This window comes from Chloroflexota bacterium (assembly GCA_040902225.1).
Classification (GTDB): domain Bacteria; phylum Chloroflexota; class Limnocylindria; order QHBO01; family QHBO01; genus CF-167.
In genome coordinates this window covers 329,207-344,631 of the sequence record JBBDXT010000002.1, presented here as the reverse complement: position 1 = coordinate 344,631, position 15,425 = coordinate 329,207, and the positions used below count along the sequence as shown (strand labels likewise).

Sequence of the window (15,425 nt, the reverse complement as noted above, 5' to 3'; positions counted from 1 at the left end):
GATCGTTTAGAGGAGCTGGGCGTACTCGTTGTAGATCATCGCTTCGGCAACGTCGACGCAGTCGGTATCGGCCTCCGCGCAACCGTCATAGGCGGCGAGCAGCTCGGCCATGCTGAAGCCCTGGGTCACCTGGGTGAAGTCGACCCCCGGCTCCAGGCCTTCCTTCCGGGCGGAGGCGATCACCTCGAGCTCATTGCCGAAGCCCCAGGCTCCCACCTTCTTGCCGGCGAAGTCAGCCGGGGAGGTAATGCCACTGTCCTTCCAGGAGACCGAGAGCGTCCCGGCACGCTGGAAGACCTGGGCGATATTCACAAGGTCGGAGCCTGCCTCGCTCTCGCGCGCCTGGAGCACCTTCGGCACCCAGGCGAGCGTGAATTCCGGTCCGTCCGACGCCGATCCGACGACCTGCGGAGCGATCTCGGCGCTGCCGGGGACGATCTCGACATCGAGGCCCTCATCCTCGTAGTAACCGAGCTCCTGCGCCGCGTAGTAGCCGGCGAACTGGGCCTGCGGGAACCACTGCAGCTGCAGGCGCACCGTGGTGAGTTCGACACTCGCGCCCGGCCCAGCCTGGCACGCGGCGAGCACGAACATGACGCTGACGCCGATCGCCAGCCCGATTCTGGGAACCCTCATCTCCACTCCTCGATCAATTCGTCGGCCCGGGGGCGGGCCACCTTCGGCAATAGGCTGATTTTAGGGGCGGCACCAGTCGCTGGCCAGCCCTAGCCGGTCACGCCACGCGTTCGCCACGCACCGAAGGATGCCAGGGGATCAGGAACCGCTCGGCCCCGGCGACCACGAGGTACATCACGATCCCGGTCACCGACACGACCAGGATGGCGGCCCAGGTGACCTCGAAGGCGAGCGTGCTCGCGCTCTCGACCACGACGCGGCCGAGAGCGACGTTCAGGCCGCCGAAGTACTCGCCGACGACCGCCCCGATCAGGCTCAGGGTGGTGCCGATCTTCAGGCCGGTCAGGAAGAAGGGGAGCGCATTCGGGATGCGGACCTTGCGCAGTACCGCCATGTCACGAGCCGCGTACGAGCGCATCAGCTCCAGGGCCGATGCATCGACCTGGGTCAGTCCACGCAGCACGTTGATCATGATCGGGAAGAAGACCAGGGCGGCCGAGATGGCCATCTTGGAGTAGGGGCTCTGCGACCCGAACCAGTTGTTTGCGATTGGCGCAAAGGCCACGATCGGGATGGCGTTCACCGCGATACCGATTGGCAGCACGATGTCGCGGGCGCTTGGAAACCGCGCCACCACGAAGGCCACCGCGAGGCCCAGCAGCGCGCCGGCGATCAGGCCGCCGCCCGCCTCCTGCAGGGTGACCTGGGCGGCCGGAAAGATCTGGTAGCCGGCCTGCCAGTTCTCGAACAGGGCATTTACGATCGAGGAGGGGGCCGGCAGGATGAAGGCACGGATCTCTAATGCTCGAATCACCGCCTCCCAGATGGCAATTCCCCCTACTCCGACGATGATCGCCGGCAGGTAGCGGACAAGCCGAGCCCGGGCCTTCCTCACCCGATCAGCCCCTCCGCCTCGGCCCGTTCGAGCGAGGCGATTGCTCCGTCGCGTCGCTCCTCCCCGCCGCGCAGCGCCTCGCGCACCTCGGTCACCATTTCGAAGTAGCGGCGGCTCTCACGCGTCTCGACCCCGCGCGGGCGGGGCAGGTCGATCTCGACAACCCGCGTGATGCGCCCCGGCCGCGCGCTCATCACCACCACCCGGCTTGACAGGAAGACGGCCTCGGGGATCGAGTGCGTGACGAAGACGACGGTGATGCCGGTCTGCTCCCAGATCCGCAGCACCTCGGAGTTCATCCGTTCGCGGGTCATCTCGTCGAGCGCGCCGAACGGCTCGTCCATCAGGAGGATCGACGGCGAGAAGGTGAGCGCCCTCGCGATCGCCACGCGTTGCTGCATCCCGCCCGAAAGCTGGTAGGGATGGTGCCGCGCGAAATCGGTCAGCTCGACCAGCGCGAGCATCTCGCGCACCCTGGCGTCGCGGGCCGCGCGATCCTGGGTGGTCAGCTCGAGCGGCAGCCGGACGTTCTCCTCGACGGTGCGCCACTCGAACAGGACGGGCGCCTGGAAGACCATCCCGTAGTCGCGGTCGATGCGGGCCTGATGCGCCGGCTTGCCATTGACCGTCACCACGCCGCCGGAAGGTTGCGTCAGGTCTCCAATCAGCCGCAGCAGGGTCGACTTGCCGCAGCCAGAGGGGCCGATGAGCGACACGAATTCGCCACGCCGCAGCTCGAGGTCAATCCCAGTGACGGCCGTCATCGTCTCGCCGCTCGGCAGCGCGAAGGTCTTTTCCAGCCCCGCCAGACGGACGACTGTCGGATCGGCGGCCGAGTCCATGGTCATCCCGCGGACGCCTCCGGCCGGCCGCGCAGCACGCGCAGCTCGACCAGGCGGACCAGGGCGTAGAAGGTGATGCCGAGCAGGGAGGCCACGAAGATGGCGCTCCAGAGCTTCGCCGGGTTGGTGACGTACTGCTGGTTGAACTCGATGATCGACCAGCCAAGGCCGTTCTGGATCGCCCCCGGTCCTTCTCCGATGATCGCCCCGACGATGCTCGCCGTGGCCGTGATCTTAAGGGCGGTGAACAGGAATGGCAGCGACGCCGGCAAGCGGAGCTTCCAGAGGATTGAGCGGCGCGATGCCGCGTACGACCGCATCAGCTCCAGCGCTCGCGGGTCGGGTGAACGCAACCCCCGGATCATGGCGATCGTCACCGGGAAGAAGGTGAGATAAGTGGCGATGATCACCACGCTCATCACGTTGTTGCCAAAGAAGAAGACGATCATCGGCGCCAGCGCCACGATCGGGATCGTCTGGCTGGCGACGACGTAGGGCACGAACGCACGCTCGAGCAGCTGCGAGTGCACAAAGGCGGCGGCCAGGCTGACGCCCAGGAGGCCTCCAAGGCCGAAGCCGATCGCCGCCTCACGCCACGTGTACAGGGCCTTGAGGATGAGATACACGAACAGCGACTGATCCGCGTTACGCCGATACGGTCCTGCCATGGTGTCGACAATGTCCCAGAGGTGCGGCAGGCTCTGGTCATTGACCGTGGTGATCTTCAGCGGAGGGCGCCACTCCAATCCGAAGTAACGCCAGGGATCGCCGCCGATGAACTTGAGCCCCTCCCAGACGAGGAAGACGGCGACCAGGAAGAGCAGGTAGATCCCAATCCTGCCGAGCCGTGAGCGACGTGGCGCGGCCGGCTCAGGCGATCGCCGCATCGGTCGCATCGAGGGCCCGATCGATGACCGCGAACCCCTCGCGCAGCTGCTCCTCGGTGATGCACAGCGGCGGGTTGGTGAAGACCTGGTTCCAATGCAGCATCGTGTACAGGCCGTCGGCTCGGAGCTGTGCCTCGAGCGCGGTCATCTCCGGCGATGAGCCGTTGAACGAGGCCATCGGCTCCATGGTGTCTCGTGAGCGAACCAGCTCGAAGACCCCGAACAGGCCGATGCTGCGCACGGTGCCGACGCTTGGATGCCGCTCCTGGAGGCCGGCCAGCAGCTCCTTCAGCACCGGGTCGAGCCGCGCGGCGTTGCCGACCATGTCCTCGTCGCGCAGCACGCTGACCGCCGCGATGGCCGCAGCGCAGCTGATCGGATGGGACGAATAAGTCAGCCCGCCGAAGTAGACCTTCTCGTTGAAGTAGTCGGCGATCCTGGGACCCATCGCCACCGCACCGAGCGGGAGATAGGAGCTGGTCAGCCCCTTGGCCATCGTCATCAGGTCCGGCACCACGCCCCAGTGGTCCACCGCGAACCAGCGCCCGGTGCGGCCGAAGCCGGCCATCACCTCGTCGCAGATCATCACGATGCCGTGCTTCGTGCACAGCTCGCGGATCCCCTCGAGGTAGCCGACGGGAGGGATGAGGATGCCGTTGGTGCCGGCGACCGTCTCCATGATGAAGGCGGCGATGGTGTGCGGCCCCTCGTATTGCATCACCTCTTCGATGTAGGCAAGATGCTGCTCGACCGGCTCCGGCTCGCCGCGCGCCCAGCGCCACGGGTCGAGGACGCGAATGATCCCCGGCACGCCGGGCTCGTTTGCCCAGCGCCGCGGGTCGCCAGTTGCGCTGATCGCCCCGGCGGTCGCGCCGTGGTAGGAGCGGTGGTAGGCCATCACCTTCTGGCGCCCGGTCACCGTGCGCGCCATGCGCAGCGCATTCTCGTTCGCCTCCGCCCCACCCAGCGTGAAGAAGAACTTCTTCAGGTCGCCGGGCGTCACCTCCGCCAGCAGCTGCCCCAGCCGGCCGCGCACCTCGGTCGCGAACTGCGGCGCCGCGAATGCCAGCTTGTTGGCCTGCTCGGCGATGGCGTCCGCCACGCGCTTGTTGCCGTGGCCGATGTTGATGCTCATCAGCTGGCTGTTGAAGTCGAGGTAGCGCTTGCCGTCCGGATCCCAGAAATAGACCCCCTCGGCCCGGTCGATGACGATCGGGTTGATCTTGGCCTGGGCTGACCAGGAGAAGAATGTGTACTCGCGGTTGAGACGCAGGATCTCGTCGGTGGTGAGCCGACCGGTCGCGGTGACGGTCATCGGTACCTCGGGCGCAGCGGGTGCGCTGATCGTGTGGGAAGGCGATTAGACCACACGCGGGAAAGCCCACTCCCCGGCGTCATGCCTCCGGGTCTTTCCGTTCCCCTGTCGTCCCCCGCGTATTCGCTCAGCGCATGAAATCGCGCAGGAAGCTCCCTTCCCGTGTCGTCCCACTCCGCTGGCGAATGACACGCCACCGGAAGCCGCGCATCGGTGCGTTTCTATGCGTGTGGTGCATGGCCCTGCCTTCGGAGCCGCCCGTCCATAAGCCAGGGTTATCGTCGTGCACGAGAACCGTCCCATCGGTGCCGTTTGATGACCCGCGTTGATACTGCGTCACCGATGAACCTCGATCGGTGCACGAGCATGAGTCAGCCTTATCAAGCCGCCTCTATGGGCGTGGTTCCGATTCCGACCGTCATCGGTCGTCGAGGGGGAGGGTTAGCGCGCTGCGCGCAGGATCGCGTCGGCGGTGCGGTCGATATCGGCCTCTGTGGTCGACCAGTTGCTCACGCTGATGCGGATGGCGGCCCGCCCCTGCCAGGTGGTGCCTCCCATCCATGCCTCGCCGCCATCCTGGACGCGAGTCATCACTTCGCGGGTGAAATCGTCGCCGTCTCCGCCGTCAGGCGCGTCGAAGCGGACCAGGACCTGGTTCAGCACGACCTCGTTGAGGATCTCGACGCCATCGGCTGCGGCGAGGCGCGAGGCCATGCGTTGGGCGAGGCGACAGCAGCGCTCGATCATCTCGCGCACGCCGTTGCGCCCAAGCGAGCGAAGCGCGGCGTACACGGTGAAGCCACGCGCGCGGCGCGAGGAGTCGAGAACGAATTCCCACCCATCGCGCTGGTCGTGGCCCTGCATCAGGTACGGGGCCCTGGCCGACATTGCGGCGCGCTGCGCGGCCGGGTCGCGAACCGCCACGAAGCCGCAGTCGTAGCCGACGTTCAGCCACTTGTGGGCGTCGGTGGCCCAGGAGTCGGCCCGCGCGACGCCGGCGACCAGGTGGCTGAGCGAGGGGCTGACGCTGGCCCACAGCCCGAAGGCACCGTCGACGTGGATCCACGCATTGGGGTGGCCGGCGACGGCGTCCGCGACCGCGTCGGCAGGGTCGAAGGCGCCGGAGTTCACATTGCCGGCCTGGATGCAGACGATGGTGGGCACGCTCTGGTCGAGCGCCTCGGGCAGCAGCTCGGCCCGCATCCGGCCCTGGTCGTCGGCGGGAACGCGAACCACCCGCTCGCGCCCGAATCCCAGGTACTGCAGCGCGGTCAACACCGTCGAGTGTGCGTCGCCGCCGATCACGACCCGAATCTCCGGCGCCCCATACAGGCCGCGCGCCTCGATGTCCCAACCCGCCCTGGTCAGGACGGCATGCCGGGCGGCCGCGAGACCGACCGCGTTGCCGAGGCCGGCGCCGGTCGGGAAGCCGACCCCCGCGTCGGCGGGGAGGCCGAGCAGATCGAGCATCCAGGATCCCGCCACCAGCTCGGCGGCAGCTGCGGCCGGCGACAGTGCGTGGAGGACCGCGTTCTGGTTCCAGGCCCCCGCCAGCCAGTCGGCGCCGGTCGCGGCCGGCAGGGCTCCACCGACCACGAACCCGAAATAGCGCGGTCCAGCCGAGGCGACGAGTCCCGGGTCCAGGATCCGAGCCATCTCCTCGATCACGGTCACCGGATCCTCACCGGCATCGGGGAGCGGACCGCCGAGCTCGGCCGCAAGGCTGGCGGCGTCGGTCTGGGCGCCGACGTGGCGCTCGGTCAGCCCGGACAGGAACGCGATCCCGAGCTCGGACGCCCGGCGCATCGCCCGCTCCCGCGCGTCCATCGCAGCTACGCCGGTGTCGCGCTCGGCGCGCGCAGCTTCTCACCGACGAGGGTGGCCAGGCGCTCGGCGATCGCCCACCAGTCGAATGACTCGGTCACGTCCGAGGCGTTGACGATGAGGAGCCGCTGCCCGGGGATGTAGATCGGGATGATGCGGTCGAGGATCGCCTCGATCTCGTCGCGGAACGCATCGCTGGTCGACCGCACGCCGTCTGCCTGCAGCGCGACGTCGGGCAGCAGGCGCACGAACAGGTCGTAGGTCGTGGCCCAGCGGCGGATGAGAGGCTCCACCCCGAACGGGTCGGCGCCATCGGTCACCCGCAGGAAGTACGCGAAGTTGTCCACCACGGACCGATCCGTCACGAGAACTTCCGCCCGCTTGCGAAGCTCCAGCTCCTGCTGGATCTGGGCCATCAGCACCCAGAGCTGCGCCTCCGGCGTGGCCCCTTCGTTGAGGCCGAGCGGGTTGAAGCGGATCACCTCGCGGCCGACCTCGACGCTGCGCCCCGCCCTCCCGACCGTGCTGGCGAAGGCGTGCACGGCATTCGTCTTGCGCACGGAATGCGAGCCGATGAACGCGATCTTGGCCGGATGGTTCCAGGACATGGGCGGCGCCAGTGTATCGCCGGCCATCATGCGGCCGTGGCTGCGGCATCCTGATTTCGGCTGTGGAGAGAGGGGCGTCGGCGCCTCAGCGTGCCTTGCGGAAGACGAGGACGCTGACCAGCCCGATGGTCACCAGCATGCCGATGACGAGCAGCAACCTGCCCGGCAGCCCTCCCGCCGTTCCGCTATCGGTCGAATCAGCTGGCGGACGTGCATCGCTCGGACGCAGCGCCGCCAGGTCGCCAGACCAGATCTGCGTGTTGGAACAGGCGTTATCGGTAAGCTCCGCATTGACGACGGAAGCGAAGACCAGATACTTGCCGTTCGCCTCCCAGCTCCGATCGACGCCCGTGATGGCGTTCCCGTCCGGCCCCCCGTTGACCATCGCACGAGCTGGCAGATCCGGCCCGCGCCATACCTCGTCGACGGCGAAGGACGCAGTCCGGCCTGCGTTTTCCAGGCCAACCACTGTCCCGACAAACACGCTGTCGGCGTCGCGGAGGGCCTGGTCGATCGGGACGGGTGGAGCACAGGAGGCTGCCGCCGGCATGGCGCCCATCACCATCCCTGCCGCGGCTGCCAGCAGCGCAACGCCGAGTTTTCTCATCGGCGACTTGGACGCCTTCGCTCGTCGATCGGTTGCATGGTGCGGTGTAGAGTATCGGCTCCTTCGACCATCTCACCGCCCGAAGGGCGAGGAGGAACCCGATGGCGCGAGTCGTCCGCGCGGCCCTGTTGCAGGCCGACTGGACCGGCGACAAGGAGTCGATGATCGCGAAGCACGAGAAGTACGCGCGCGAGGCTGCCAAGCAGCGCGCCAAGGTGATGTGCTTCCAGGAGCTCTTCTACGGCCCCTATTTCTGCCAGGTGCAGGACCCGCAGTACTTCGCCTATACCGAGAAGATCCCCGGCGGGCCGACGACCGAGCGCATGCAGGCGCTGGCCAAGGAGACCGGCATGGTCCTGATCGTGCCGATGTACGAGGAAGACGCCGAGACGACCGGGATCTACTACAACACCGCCGCCGTGATCGACGCCGACGGCACGTACCTTGGCAAGTACCGCAAGACCCACATTCCCCACGTCAAGGGCTTCTGGGAGAAGTTCTACTTCCGCCCCGGCAACATGGGCTATCCGGTCTTCGACACTGCCGTCGGGAAGGTGGGGGTCTACATCTGCTACGACCGCCACTTCCCGGAGGGAGCCCGGGCGCTGGGGCTCAACGGGGCGGAGCTGGTCTTCATCCCCTCGGCAACCTCGCGCGGGTTGAGTGAGTACCTGTGGCGCGTGGAGCAGGTCTCACACGCGCTGGCGAATGGCTACTACGTCGGGACGATCAACCGGGTCGGGATCGAGCCGCTGGGCGAGGACGACTTCTACGGCCAGTCCTACTTCGTCGATCCGCGCGGCCAGTTCGTCGGGAACGTGGGCGATGCCCACAAGGAGGAGCTGCTCGTCCGCGACCTCGACATGGACATGATCACCGAGGTCCGCCAGCTCTGGCAGTTCTACCGCGATCGACGCCCGGATGCCTACGCCGACCTGGTGCGACCCTAGCCCTGTTGCCGCCGCTTACCAATGGAGTTGGTGAAACGTCATCGATGGACGTCTGCAACGGCCGCGTGGGGCCCGATTACCGTGGTTTTACCAGTGGCGCTGGTGAGGCGACGCGCGAACGGCGTCTCGGGCGCATTTGTACCAACCACATTGGTAGGCGGGAGTCATAGAGGAGCCGATGGACTTCGGATTCACGCTCAAGCCCGAGAACGACCTCAACCGCACCGTCGACCTGACCAAGCGCGCGGAGGCCAACGGCTTCAGCTATGGCTGGCTCTTCGACAGCCACGTGCTGTGGCGCGAGGCGTACGTGCTGCTGACCCTCATGGTCCAGGCCAGCGAGCGGCTGCGCCTCGGCACCTGCGTGACCAATCCAGCGACGCGCGAGCCGTCGGTGACGGCATCGGCCCTGGCTGTCCTCGATGAGCTGAGCGGGGGTCGGATGGACCTGGGGATCGGCCGCGGCGACAGTGCACGGCGGGTGCTCGGCAAGCCGCCGACCACCATGAAGACGCTGGAAGAGGCGATCTCTGTCATCCGCGACCTCGTGGAAGGGCGCAGCGTCACCTTCGAGGGGACCGAGCTGGTCTTCCCGTGGACGGGCAAGTGGAAGTTACCCGTGTGGGTGGCCGGCTATGGGCCGATGGCGCTGGCCATGACCGGCCGAGTCGCGGATGGGCTCATCCTCCAGCTCGCCGATCCAGACCTGATTCGCTGGTTCGTCTCACAGCTGCGCGAAGCGGAGGCGTCCGCGGGTCGCCCGTCCGGAAGCGTCAAGGTCCAGGCGGCCGCACCCGCGCACATCGGCCCGCGCGAGGTCGGCCGCGAACGCACTCGGTGGTTCCCCGCACTGGTCAGCAATCATGTCGTCGACCTCGTCAACAAGTACCCGCGCGAGCAGCTGCCTGAGGCGCTGACCGGCTACATCGGCAACCGGGAGGGCTATGACTACCACCACCACGCTGAGGTCGGTTCCGGCAACGCCGCCTTCGTTGGCGACGGGGTGACGGATCGGTTCTGCGTGCTGGGCGAAGCCGAGGAGCACGTCGCCAAGCTGCATGAGCTGGCCGATGCGGGCGTCGACCAGTTCAATATGTACCTGATGAACGGCGACGAGGAGGACCAGCTGGAGGCCTACGGCCGCCAGATCGTGCCGCTGCTCTCGGCCGCGAGCAGGACCCATGCCTGATCTCGAGCAGCTGGAAGCAGCGGCGGAGGAACGCTGGCTGGGCCAATGGCTGGTCGGGCCGACGCGCATCCGCTACGAGGAGCTGCCACCCCAGGCCGGCGATGTCGCGCCGGACCCGATGCTGCTCGACACGTCGGGCGAGCCGCGGCGCCTCTCCGACTTCTGGGCCCACGGGCCACTGCTCGTCATCTTCATGCGCCATTTCGGCTGCTCGTGCCTGATGGAGCGCTGGGAGGGGCTGAAGTTCGAGCTGAGCGCTTTCGCCGAAGCTGGTGCCCGAGTCGTCGCCATCTGCCAGTCCGAGCCGAAACGGGCACGGGCCGTGGCGGAGCGTCGCGAGTACCAGTTCCCACTCCTGTGCGATCCGGACCTGGCAGCCTATCGGGCATTCGGCCTGCTCGAGGGGCAGCCGTCGCAGATCCTGCACGACTTCCCGTGGCGGCCGGGGGACGAAGAGACGGCGCGGACACTCTTCATTGAGCCGCGGCGGGGGACGGAGCGGGCGGTGGTCGACTCCCCCTGGCAGCTTCCGGGTGAATTCGTGATCGGCTCCAACGGGCGCATCGCGCTGGCGCACCGCTACCAGTACTGCGAGGACCTTCCGCCGAAGACGGTCCTCCTTGGCGCCATTGCCGCGGCGGAGGGCTGAGATGGCCACGACCGTCCGCAAGATCGATCAGCTGCGCCAAAGCATCGCGCCGTTCATGGCGTTCTTCACCGGCCCGTTCAGCAAGCTGAACGCCAATCCGGAGATCGCCAACTTCGCGGTTGGCAATCCCCAGGACTTCCCGATGCCGGCCTATGTCGACTCGCTCCGAAAGCACCTCGAGCCACGTCGCCGCGACTGGTTCGCCTACAAGGACAGCGAGCCGAAGTCGAGGATCGCGGTGGCCCGCGGCCTGTCGCAGCGGACAGGAATGGAGTGGGACCCCGCCGACGTGGCGATGACCAACGGCGGCTTCGCGGCCCTGGCCGTCGCCATGCGCGCGCTGGTCGAGCCGGGTGACGAGGTCATCTTCCTCTCGCCGCCGTGGTTCTTCTACGAGTTCATGATCCTCGCCGCCGACGGCGTGCCGGTCCGGCTCCACCTCGCCCCGCCAGCCTTTGAGCCGGACCTCGAGGCGATCGCAGCTGCGATCACGCCGCGGACCCGGGCCCTGCTCTTCAACTCGCCGCACAACCCCAGTGGGCGGGTCTATCCGCTCGAGACGCTCGAGGCGCTGGCACGGACCCTGACCGATGCTTCAGCCCGCATCGGCCACCCGATCTTCCTGGTCTCCGATGAGCCCTACAACCGGATCATTTTCGATGGCCGCACCTTCCACTCACCGGCGGAAGCGTATCCGCACACGGTCGTCACCTATTCCTATGGGAAGCAGCTGCTGGCACCGGGTCAGCGCATCGGCTACCTGACCGTGCCTCCCACCATGCCCGACCGCGAGGCGTTCCGCGAGACGGTCTTCGTGTCGCAGTTTGCGACCGGCTACGCATTCCCGAATGCGCTGCTGCAGCACGCTATCGAGGATCTCGAGGAGCTGTTGATCGACATCGCCGCCATGCAGCGCCGCCGTGATCGGCTGGTCGGCGCCCTGCGCGAGATCGGCTACGAGACGACCATGCCGGAGGGCAGCTTCTACGTCATGGCGCGCGCGCCGATCGCGGACGACGTGGCCTTCTCCGACCTGCTCGCCAAGCACCGCGTGCTGGTGCTGCCGGGGACCATCGTCGAGGTGCCGGGCTGGTTCCGGATCAGCCTCACCGCCACCGACGAGATGGTCGAGCGCGGAATCCCGGGCTTCGCCGCCGCGTACGCAGAGGCAGAGGAAGGAACATGAGATGAAGCCAAGCTTCGTGGCCGGCTTCGCGCCGATCGTGAAGGACGTGGAAGCCAGCCGCGCCTTCTGGGTCGACGGCCTGGGCATCAAGATGGGGGAGACCGCGCCCGGCTACTGGGCCACCGACGACCTCGATGGCGTGAAGCACTTCGGCCTTTGGCCGCTCTCCGAGGCAGCCGACGCGTGCTTCGGCACGGCCACCTGGCCGGCGGACATCCCCGAGCCGACGGCAGGGGTCGAGCTCGACGTCGAGTCGGCGGATGCCGTTGCTCCCGCCGCGGCCGAGATGGCGGCGCGTGGGTATCGGCTCCTGGTCGAACCGAAGGTCGAGCCGTGGGGTCAGACCGTGGCTCGCCTCCTCAGCCCGGAGGGGATCCTGGTGGGCATCGTGTACACGCCCTGGATGCATCAGCAGGGGTCGGATCCCCTCGCGGGATGACCCGGACGATCACCGAGCCGGGCTAATTCTCATCGGCGGGGGCGTAAACCGGTAACTGCCGTGCCGTGCATCGTGAGGACGGCTTACCTCTCGCGAGGTCAGAAATAGATCATCAAGCCGAGGCATCGAGGGCACCGTGCCGTGGTGAGCCTCCACGGGTGAGAATTACGCGGTTCCGCACCAGCGCGCTACCATCGGTTCCCCCACCCCCGCGAACCGAGCCACGAACACCCCCACGCAGGGAGGAACGCGATGCGCACGCTGATCAAGAACGGCACCGTCGTCAACGCCGACGCCACCACCCGGGCCGACGTCCTGGTCGACGGCGAGAGGATTGCCATGATCGGCACCGACCTGGCCGCGACCGCCGACCGCACCGTGGACGCATCGGGCAAGTGGGTCATCCCCGGTGCCATCGACGTGCACACCCACATGGAGCTGCCCTTCGGGGGGACCGCTGCCAAGGACACCTTCGAGACCGGGACCCGCGCGGCTGCCTTCGGAGGGACGACGACCATCGTCGACTTCGCGGTCCAGCCCCGGGGCAAGGCGCTGCGCGACGGCCTCGACGCCTGGCATGAAAAGGCCGATGGCAATGCCTGCATCGACTACGGCTTCCACATGATAATCAGCGACGTCCGCGACGACGTCCTGGCCGAGATGGACACCCTGGTTGACGAGGGGGTGACCACCTTCAAGCTGTTCACCGCCTACCCCGGCGTCTTCTTCTCCGATGACGGGGCCATCTTCCGGGCGATGCAGCAGTCGGCGAAGAACGGCGGCCTGATCATGATGCACGCCGAGAATGGCCTGGCCATCGACGTGGTCGCCGGACAGACCTTCGACGCCGGCAACACGGATCCGTATTACCACGGCACCAGTCGCTCGCCAGTGCTGGAGGGCGAGGCGACCAACCGCGTCATCCGCCTCGCCGAGGTGGCGGGCGCGCCGGTCTACATCGTGCATCTCTCCGCCCGCGAGGCTTTGAACGAGGTCAGGCGAGCCCGCGACGAGGGCCTGCCCGCCTTCGCCGAGACCTGCCCGCAATACCTCTTCCTGTCACTCGAGGACATGGGAGGCGGCTTCAACGGCGCCAAGTTCGTGTGCTCACCGCCGCTGCGACCCGCCGACCACGCTGACGACCTGTGGCTGGGTCTCCTCAAGGACGACCTGCAGGTCGTGTCGACCGACCACTGCCCGTTTGACTTCCACGGACAGAAGGAGATGGGGGTCGGTGACTTCCGCAAGGTCCCGAACGGGCTGCCCGGGGTCGAGAACCGGGTCGACCTCCTCCACGACGGTGGGGTGGTGGCCGGGCGCCTGACTCCGAACCGATGGGTGGAGGTCATGTCGACCGCGCCGGCCCGCATGTTCGGGCTCCCGCAGAAGGGAGCCGTCGCGGTGGGGCTGGACGCGGACCTGGTGATCTACGACCCGGCGCGGAAGCACACCATCAGCGCCTCGACCCACCACATGAACGTCGACTATTCATGCTACGAGGGTCGCGAGGTGACTGGGGCCGCCGACGTCGTCTTGGCGCGCGGCAAGATCCTGGTGGATGGCGAGGAATGGCTGGGCGCCAGGGGCGACGGCCAATTTCTGAGGCGCCAGCGAAGTGCTTATCTGAAGTAGCCGCCCACTCGGGGTATCCTCGACCACCCAACCCCGAGGAGAAGGGACCGCGTGAACCGATTGCGGGCCGCTGCCGCACTGGCGACACTGGCCATTGTCCTCATTGCTTGCACTTCGGCAGCATCGAGCAACGCCGGCGAGCCGTCGACCGACGCAGCGGCGGCTGCCTCGGAGGAGCTTGCTCCCGATGGCGGCATCCTGCCGTCCTTGACCGAAGGAGCTGTCGCCGACCTCGAGGCCTGGATCCCCGACGCCGTCGCGGGCGTGGCAATGAAGAAGGTAAGCATGCGGGGCAACGAGTCCCTGCTTGAGTTCGACGCCGATGTCATCGGCACGTTACTTCAGGATCTCGGTGTTTCGGAGAACGAGGTGTCGCTGGCGATCGGAGTCGGCTACTCCGCGACCGTCAATTTCAGCGCAAGGATGTTTGTGTTTCGTGCCGCGGGAGTTGACTCCGACCGACTCGCAGTGGCCTTCAAGAAGGCCACTGATTCCTCGCGCGATACCCCGCTGGATTGGACCGCCACCACGATCGACGGCAAGCAGGTCGAGACGGCAGCCGACGGCCCTGCGACGAATTACCTGTACGTCGATGGTGACGTGCTGGTGTTCCTGGTCCCCAGCGACCAGGAAATCGCCGCTGAGATCATCAGCGGCCTGCCCTGAAACTCCAACCGGCGGCGATCTTCGTCAACGAGGGGGCCGGCTCGGCGCACTCGACGCGCGTGCGCTCCGCCGTGGCGCTCGCCCGTCGCGCGCTGGACGCGGACCTGCACGTCACCGCCACGCGCGACCGCGACGAGCTGCGCGCCTTCCTCGACGAGCGCTTGGGCGAGTACGCGACGGTCGTGATCGTGGGCGGCGACGGTTCGCTGGGGGTCGCCTACAACGCCGTGGCCGATCGGCCGGACGTCACCCTGGGCTACATCCCGGCCGGGTTCGGCAATGCGACCGCACACCTGCTGAACCTGCCCCGCCACCCGGCCGCGCTGGCCGGCGTCCTGCTGGCGGCTGAGGCTCGCCCGATCGACCTGGTGGCGGTGAATGGTCGCCTGGCGCTCTTCGCGGGGGCCGGCTGGGACGCGGATGTCGCGCGCCGATATACCGCCGGGGGTGCGCAACGCCTCCGCGGCTGGGCGACCGCGGTGGCCGCCTCGCTGCCCGATCTCGCACGGCGGCATCGGGTCCGGGTGGTGGCCGACGGTGCAACCATCCATGAAGGGCCGATGATTCTGATGGTGGCCAGCACGACCCCCTTCTACGGCCGTGGGCTGCTCGTCAACCCCGGTGCGCGCCCCGACGCCGGCCAGCTGACGGCGAGGGTCTACCCCGGCCCGGCGCCGCGCATGGCGGCTGAGGTGGGCCGCTGGGCATCGCGCCGGCCGCCTGCGGCGCAGGGCGTTCCGGCGACCACGTTGACCATCTCCAGCTTGACCTCGCGGCTGATCCCCGTCCAGGCCGATGGCGACCACATGGGCGAGGCGGGGGAGTGGCAGTTCGAGGTCCGTCCAGCCGCGGTGCGACTGATCGGGAAGTGGTGATCAAGGGCACCAATAAGCGGGCGGCGCGGTTGCGCGACCGAGACCATCGGCCTAGGCTGGACGGCACCATGACGACCCTGGCACTGGGTCGCCTTCCTCGCGATCGGCCTGAGACTGGCTGCTTATTTTCCAGTTAGGCCGCCTAACGGTCGCGAACGCTTGGTCTGCGGGACACGGCTTCGCCGGGTTCCATGTTCGCGATGACGCGGACATTGATGCAGACAT

At 67.6% G+C, this 15,425-nt stretch carries 16 protein-coding genes; 8 read left to right on the top strand and 8 right to left on the bottom strand.

Features of this window, described 5'->3' with window-relative positions; genetic code table 11:
* Positions 1 to 6: 6 nt before the first annotated feature.
* The 8 genes from WEB29_01845 to WEB29_01810 all read right to left on the bottom strand — a co-directional run bounded on the left by WEB29_01845 (position 7) and on the right by WEB29_01810 (position 7,614).
* On the bottom strand, positions 7 to 636 hold the full coding sequence (locus WEB29_01845) for an ABC transporter substrate-binding protein (protein MEX2135690.1): 630 nt from the start codon (positions 634 to 636) through the stop codon (positions 7 to 9).
* Between the two features lie 97 nt (positions 637 to 733).
* Positions 734 to 1,531 carry an ABC transporter permease gene (locus WEB29_01840; GenBank protein MEX2135689.1) on the bottom strand — a complete coding sequence of 266 codons (798 nt, stop codon included), beginning with the start codon at positions 1,529 to 1,531 and terminating at the stop codon, positions 734 to 736.
* Positions 1,528 to 2,295, bottom strand: a complete 768-nt coding sequence (locus WEB29_01835; protein MEX2135688.1) for an ABC transporter ATP-binding protein — start codon at positions 2,293 to 2,295, stop codon at positions 1,528 to 1,530. The genes WEB29_01840 and WEB29_01835 overlap by 4 nt, the downstream gene beginning before the upstream one ends.
* Before the next feature lie 80 nt (positions 2,296 to 2,375).
* Entirely contained in the window at positions 2,376 to 3,260 is an 885-nt protein-coding gene (locus WEB29_01830) for an ABC transporter permease (protein MEX2135687.1), read from the bottom strand.
* A complete protein-coding gene (locus WEB29_01825) occupies positions 3,244 to 4,575 on the bottom strand; it encodes an aminotransferase class III-fold pyridoxal phosphate-dependent enzyme (protein MEX2135686.1) in 1,332 nt (443 codons plus the stop codon). Before WEB29_01825 ends, WEB29_01830 begins: the two co-directional genes overlap by 17 nt.
* 441 nt (positions 4,576 to 5,016) lie before the next feature.
* Positions 5,017 to 6,402 (bottom strand): pyridoxal-dependent decarboxylase, encoded by a 1,386-nt coding sequence (locus WEB29_01820; GenBank protein ID MEX2135685.1) that lies wholly within the window; start codon positions 6,400 to 6,402, stop codon positions 5,017 to 5,019.
* A 5-nt stretch (positions 6,403 to 6,407) separates the two neighbouring features.
* Positions 6,408 to 7,007: an AAA family ATPase gene (locus tag WEB29_01815; protein ID MEX2135684.1), complete on the bottom strand. Its 600-nt coding sequence runs from the start codon at positions 7,005 to 7,007 to the stop codon at positions 6,408 to 6,410.
* An 85-nt stretch (positions 7,008 to 7,092) separates the two neighbouring features.
* Positions 7,093 to 7,614 (bottom strand): hypothetical protein, encoded by a 522-nt coding sequence (locus tag WEB29_01810; GenBank protein MEX2135683.1) that lies wholly within the window; start codon positions 7,612 to 7,614, stop codon positions 7,093 to 7,095.
* A 101-nt stretch (positions 7,615 to 7,715) separates the two neighbouring features.
* Here WEB29_01810 and WEB29_01805 point away from each other — a divergent pair, with 101 nt between their 5' ends.
* The 8 genes from WEB29_01805 (at position 7,716) to WEB29_01770 (ending at position 15,200) form a co-directional block, all read left to right on the top strand.
* Positions 7,716 to 8,564, top strand: coding sequence for a nitrilase-related carbon-nitrogen hydrolase (locus WEB29_01805; protein MEX2135682.1), 849 nt, complete (start codon positions 7,716 to 7,718; stop codon positions 8,562 to 8,564).
* A gap of 178 nt (positions 8,565 to 8,742) precedes the next feature.
* Entirely contained in the window at positions 8,743 to 9,753 is a 1,011-nt protein-coding gene (locus WEB29_01800; protein MEX2135681.1) for a TIGR03842 family LLM class F420-dependent oxidoreductase, read from the top strand.
* On the top strand, positions 9,746 to 10,402 hold the full coding sequence (locus tag WEB29_01795) for a peroxiredoxin-like family protein (protein MEX2135680.1): 657 nt from the start codon (positions 9,746 to 9,748) through the stop codon (positions 10,400 to 10,402). Before WEB29_01800 ends, WEB29_01795 begins: the two co-directional genes overlap by 8 nt.
* 1 nt (position 10,403) lies before the next feature.
* Entirely contained in the window at positions 10,404 to 11,588 is a 1,185-nt protein-coding gene (locus WEB29_01790) for an aminotransferase class I/II-fold pyridoxal phosphate-dependent enzyme (protein MEX2135679.1), read from the top strand.
* Position 11,589: 1 nt separating this feature from the next.
* Positions 11,590 to 12,027: a VOC family protein gene (locus tag WEB29_01785; GenBank protein ID MEX2135678.1), complete on the top strand. Its 438-nt coding sequence runs from the start codon at positions 11,590 to 11,592 to the stop codon at positions 12,025 to 12,027.
* Between the two features lie 252 nt (positions 12,028 to 12,279).
* A complete protein-coding gene (gene hydA, locus WEB29_01780; protein MEX2135677.1) occupies positions 12,280 to 13,659 on the top strand; it encodes a dihydropyrimidinase in 1,380 nt (459 codons plus the stop codon).
* 51 nt (positions 13,660 to 13,710) lie between these two features.
* Positions 13,711 to 14,325: a hypothetical protein gene (locus WEB29_01775; GenBank protein MEX2135676.1), complete on the top strand. Its 615-nt coding sequence runs from the start codon at positions 13,711 to 13,713 to the stop codon at positions 14,323 to 14,325.
* The gene (locus WEB29_01770; protein ID MEX2135675.1) at positions 14,322 to 15,200 is read left to right on the top strand and encodes a diacylglycerol kinase family protein; all 879 of its coding nucleotides are present in this window, start codon (positions 14,322 to 14,324) and stop codon (positions 15,198 to 15,200) included. The genes WEB29_01775 and WEB29_01770 overlap by 4 nt, the downstream gene beginning before the upstream one ends.
* Positions 15,201 to 15,425: the final 225 nt, after the last annotated feature.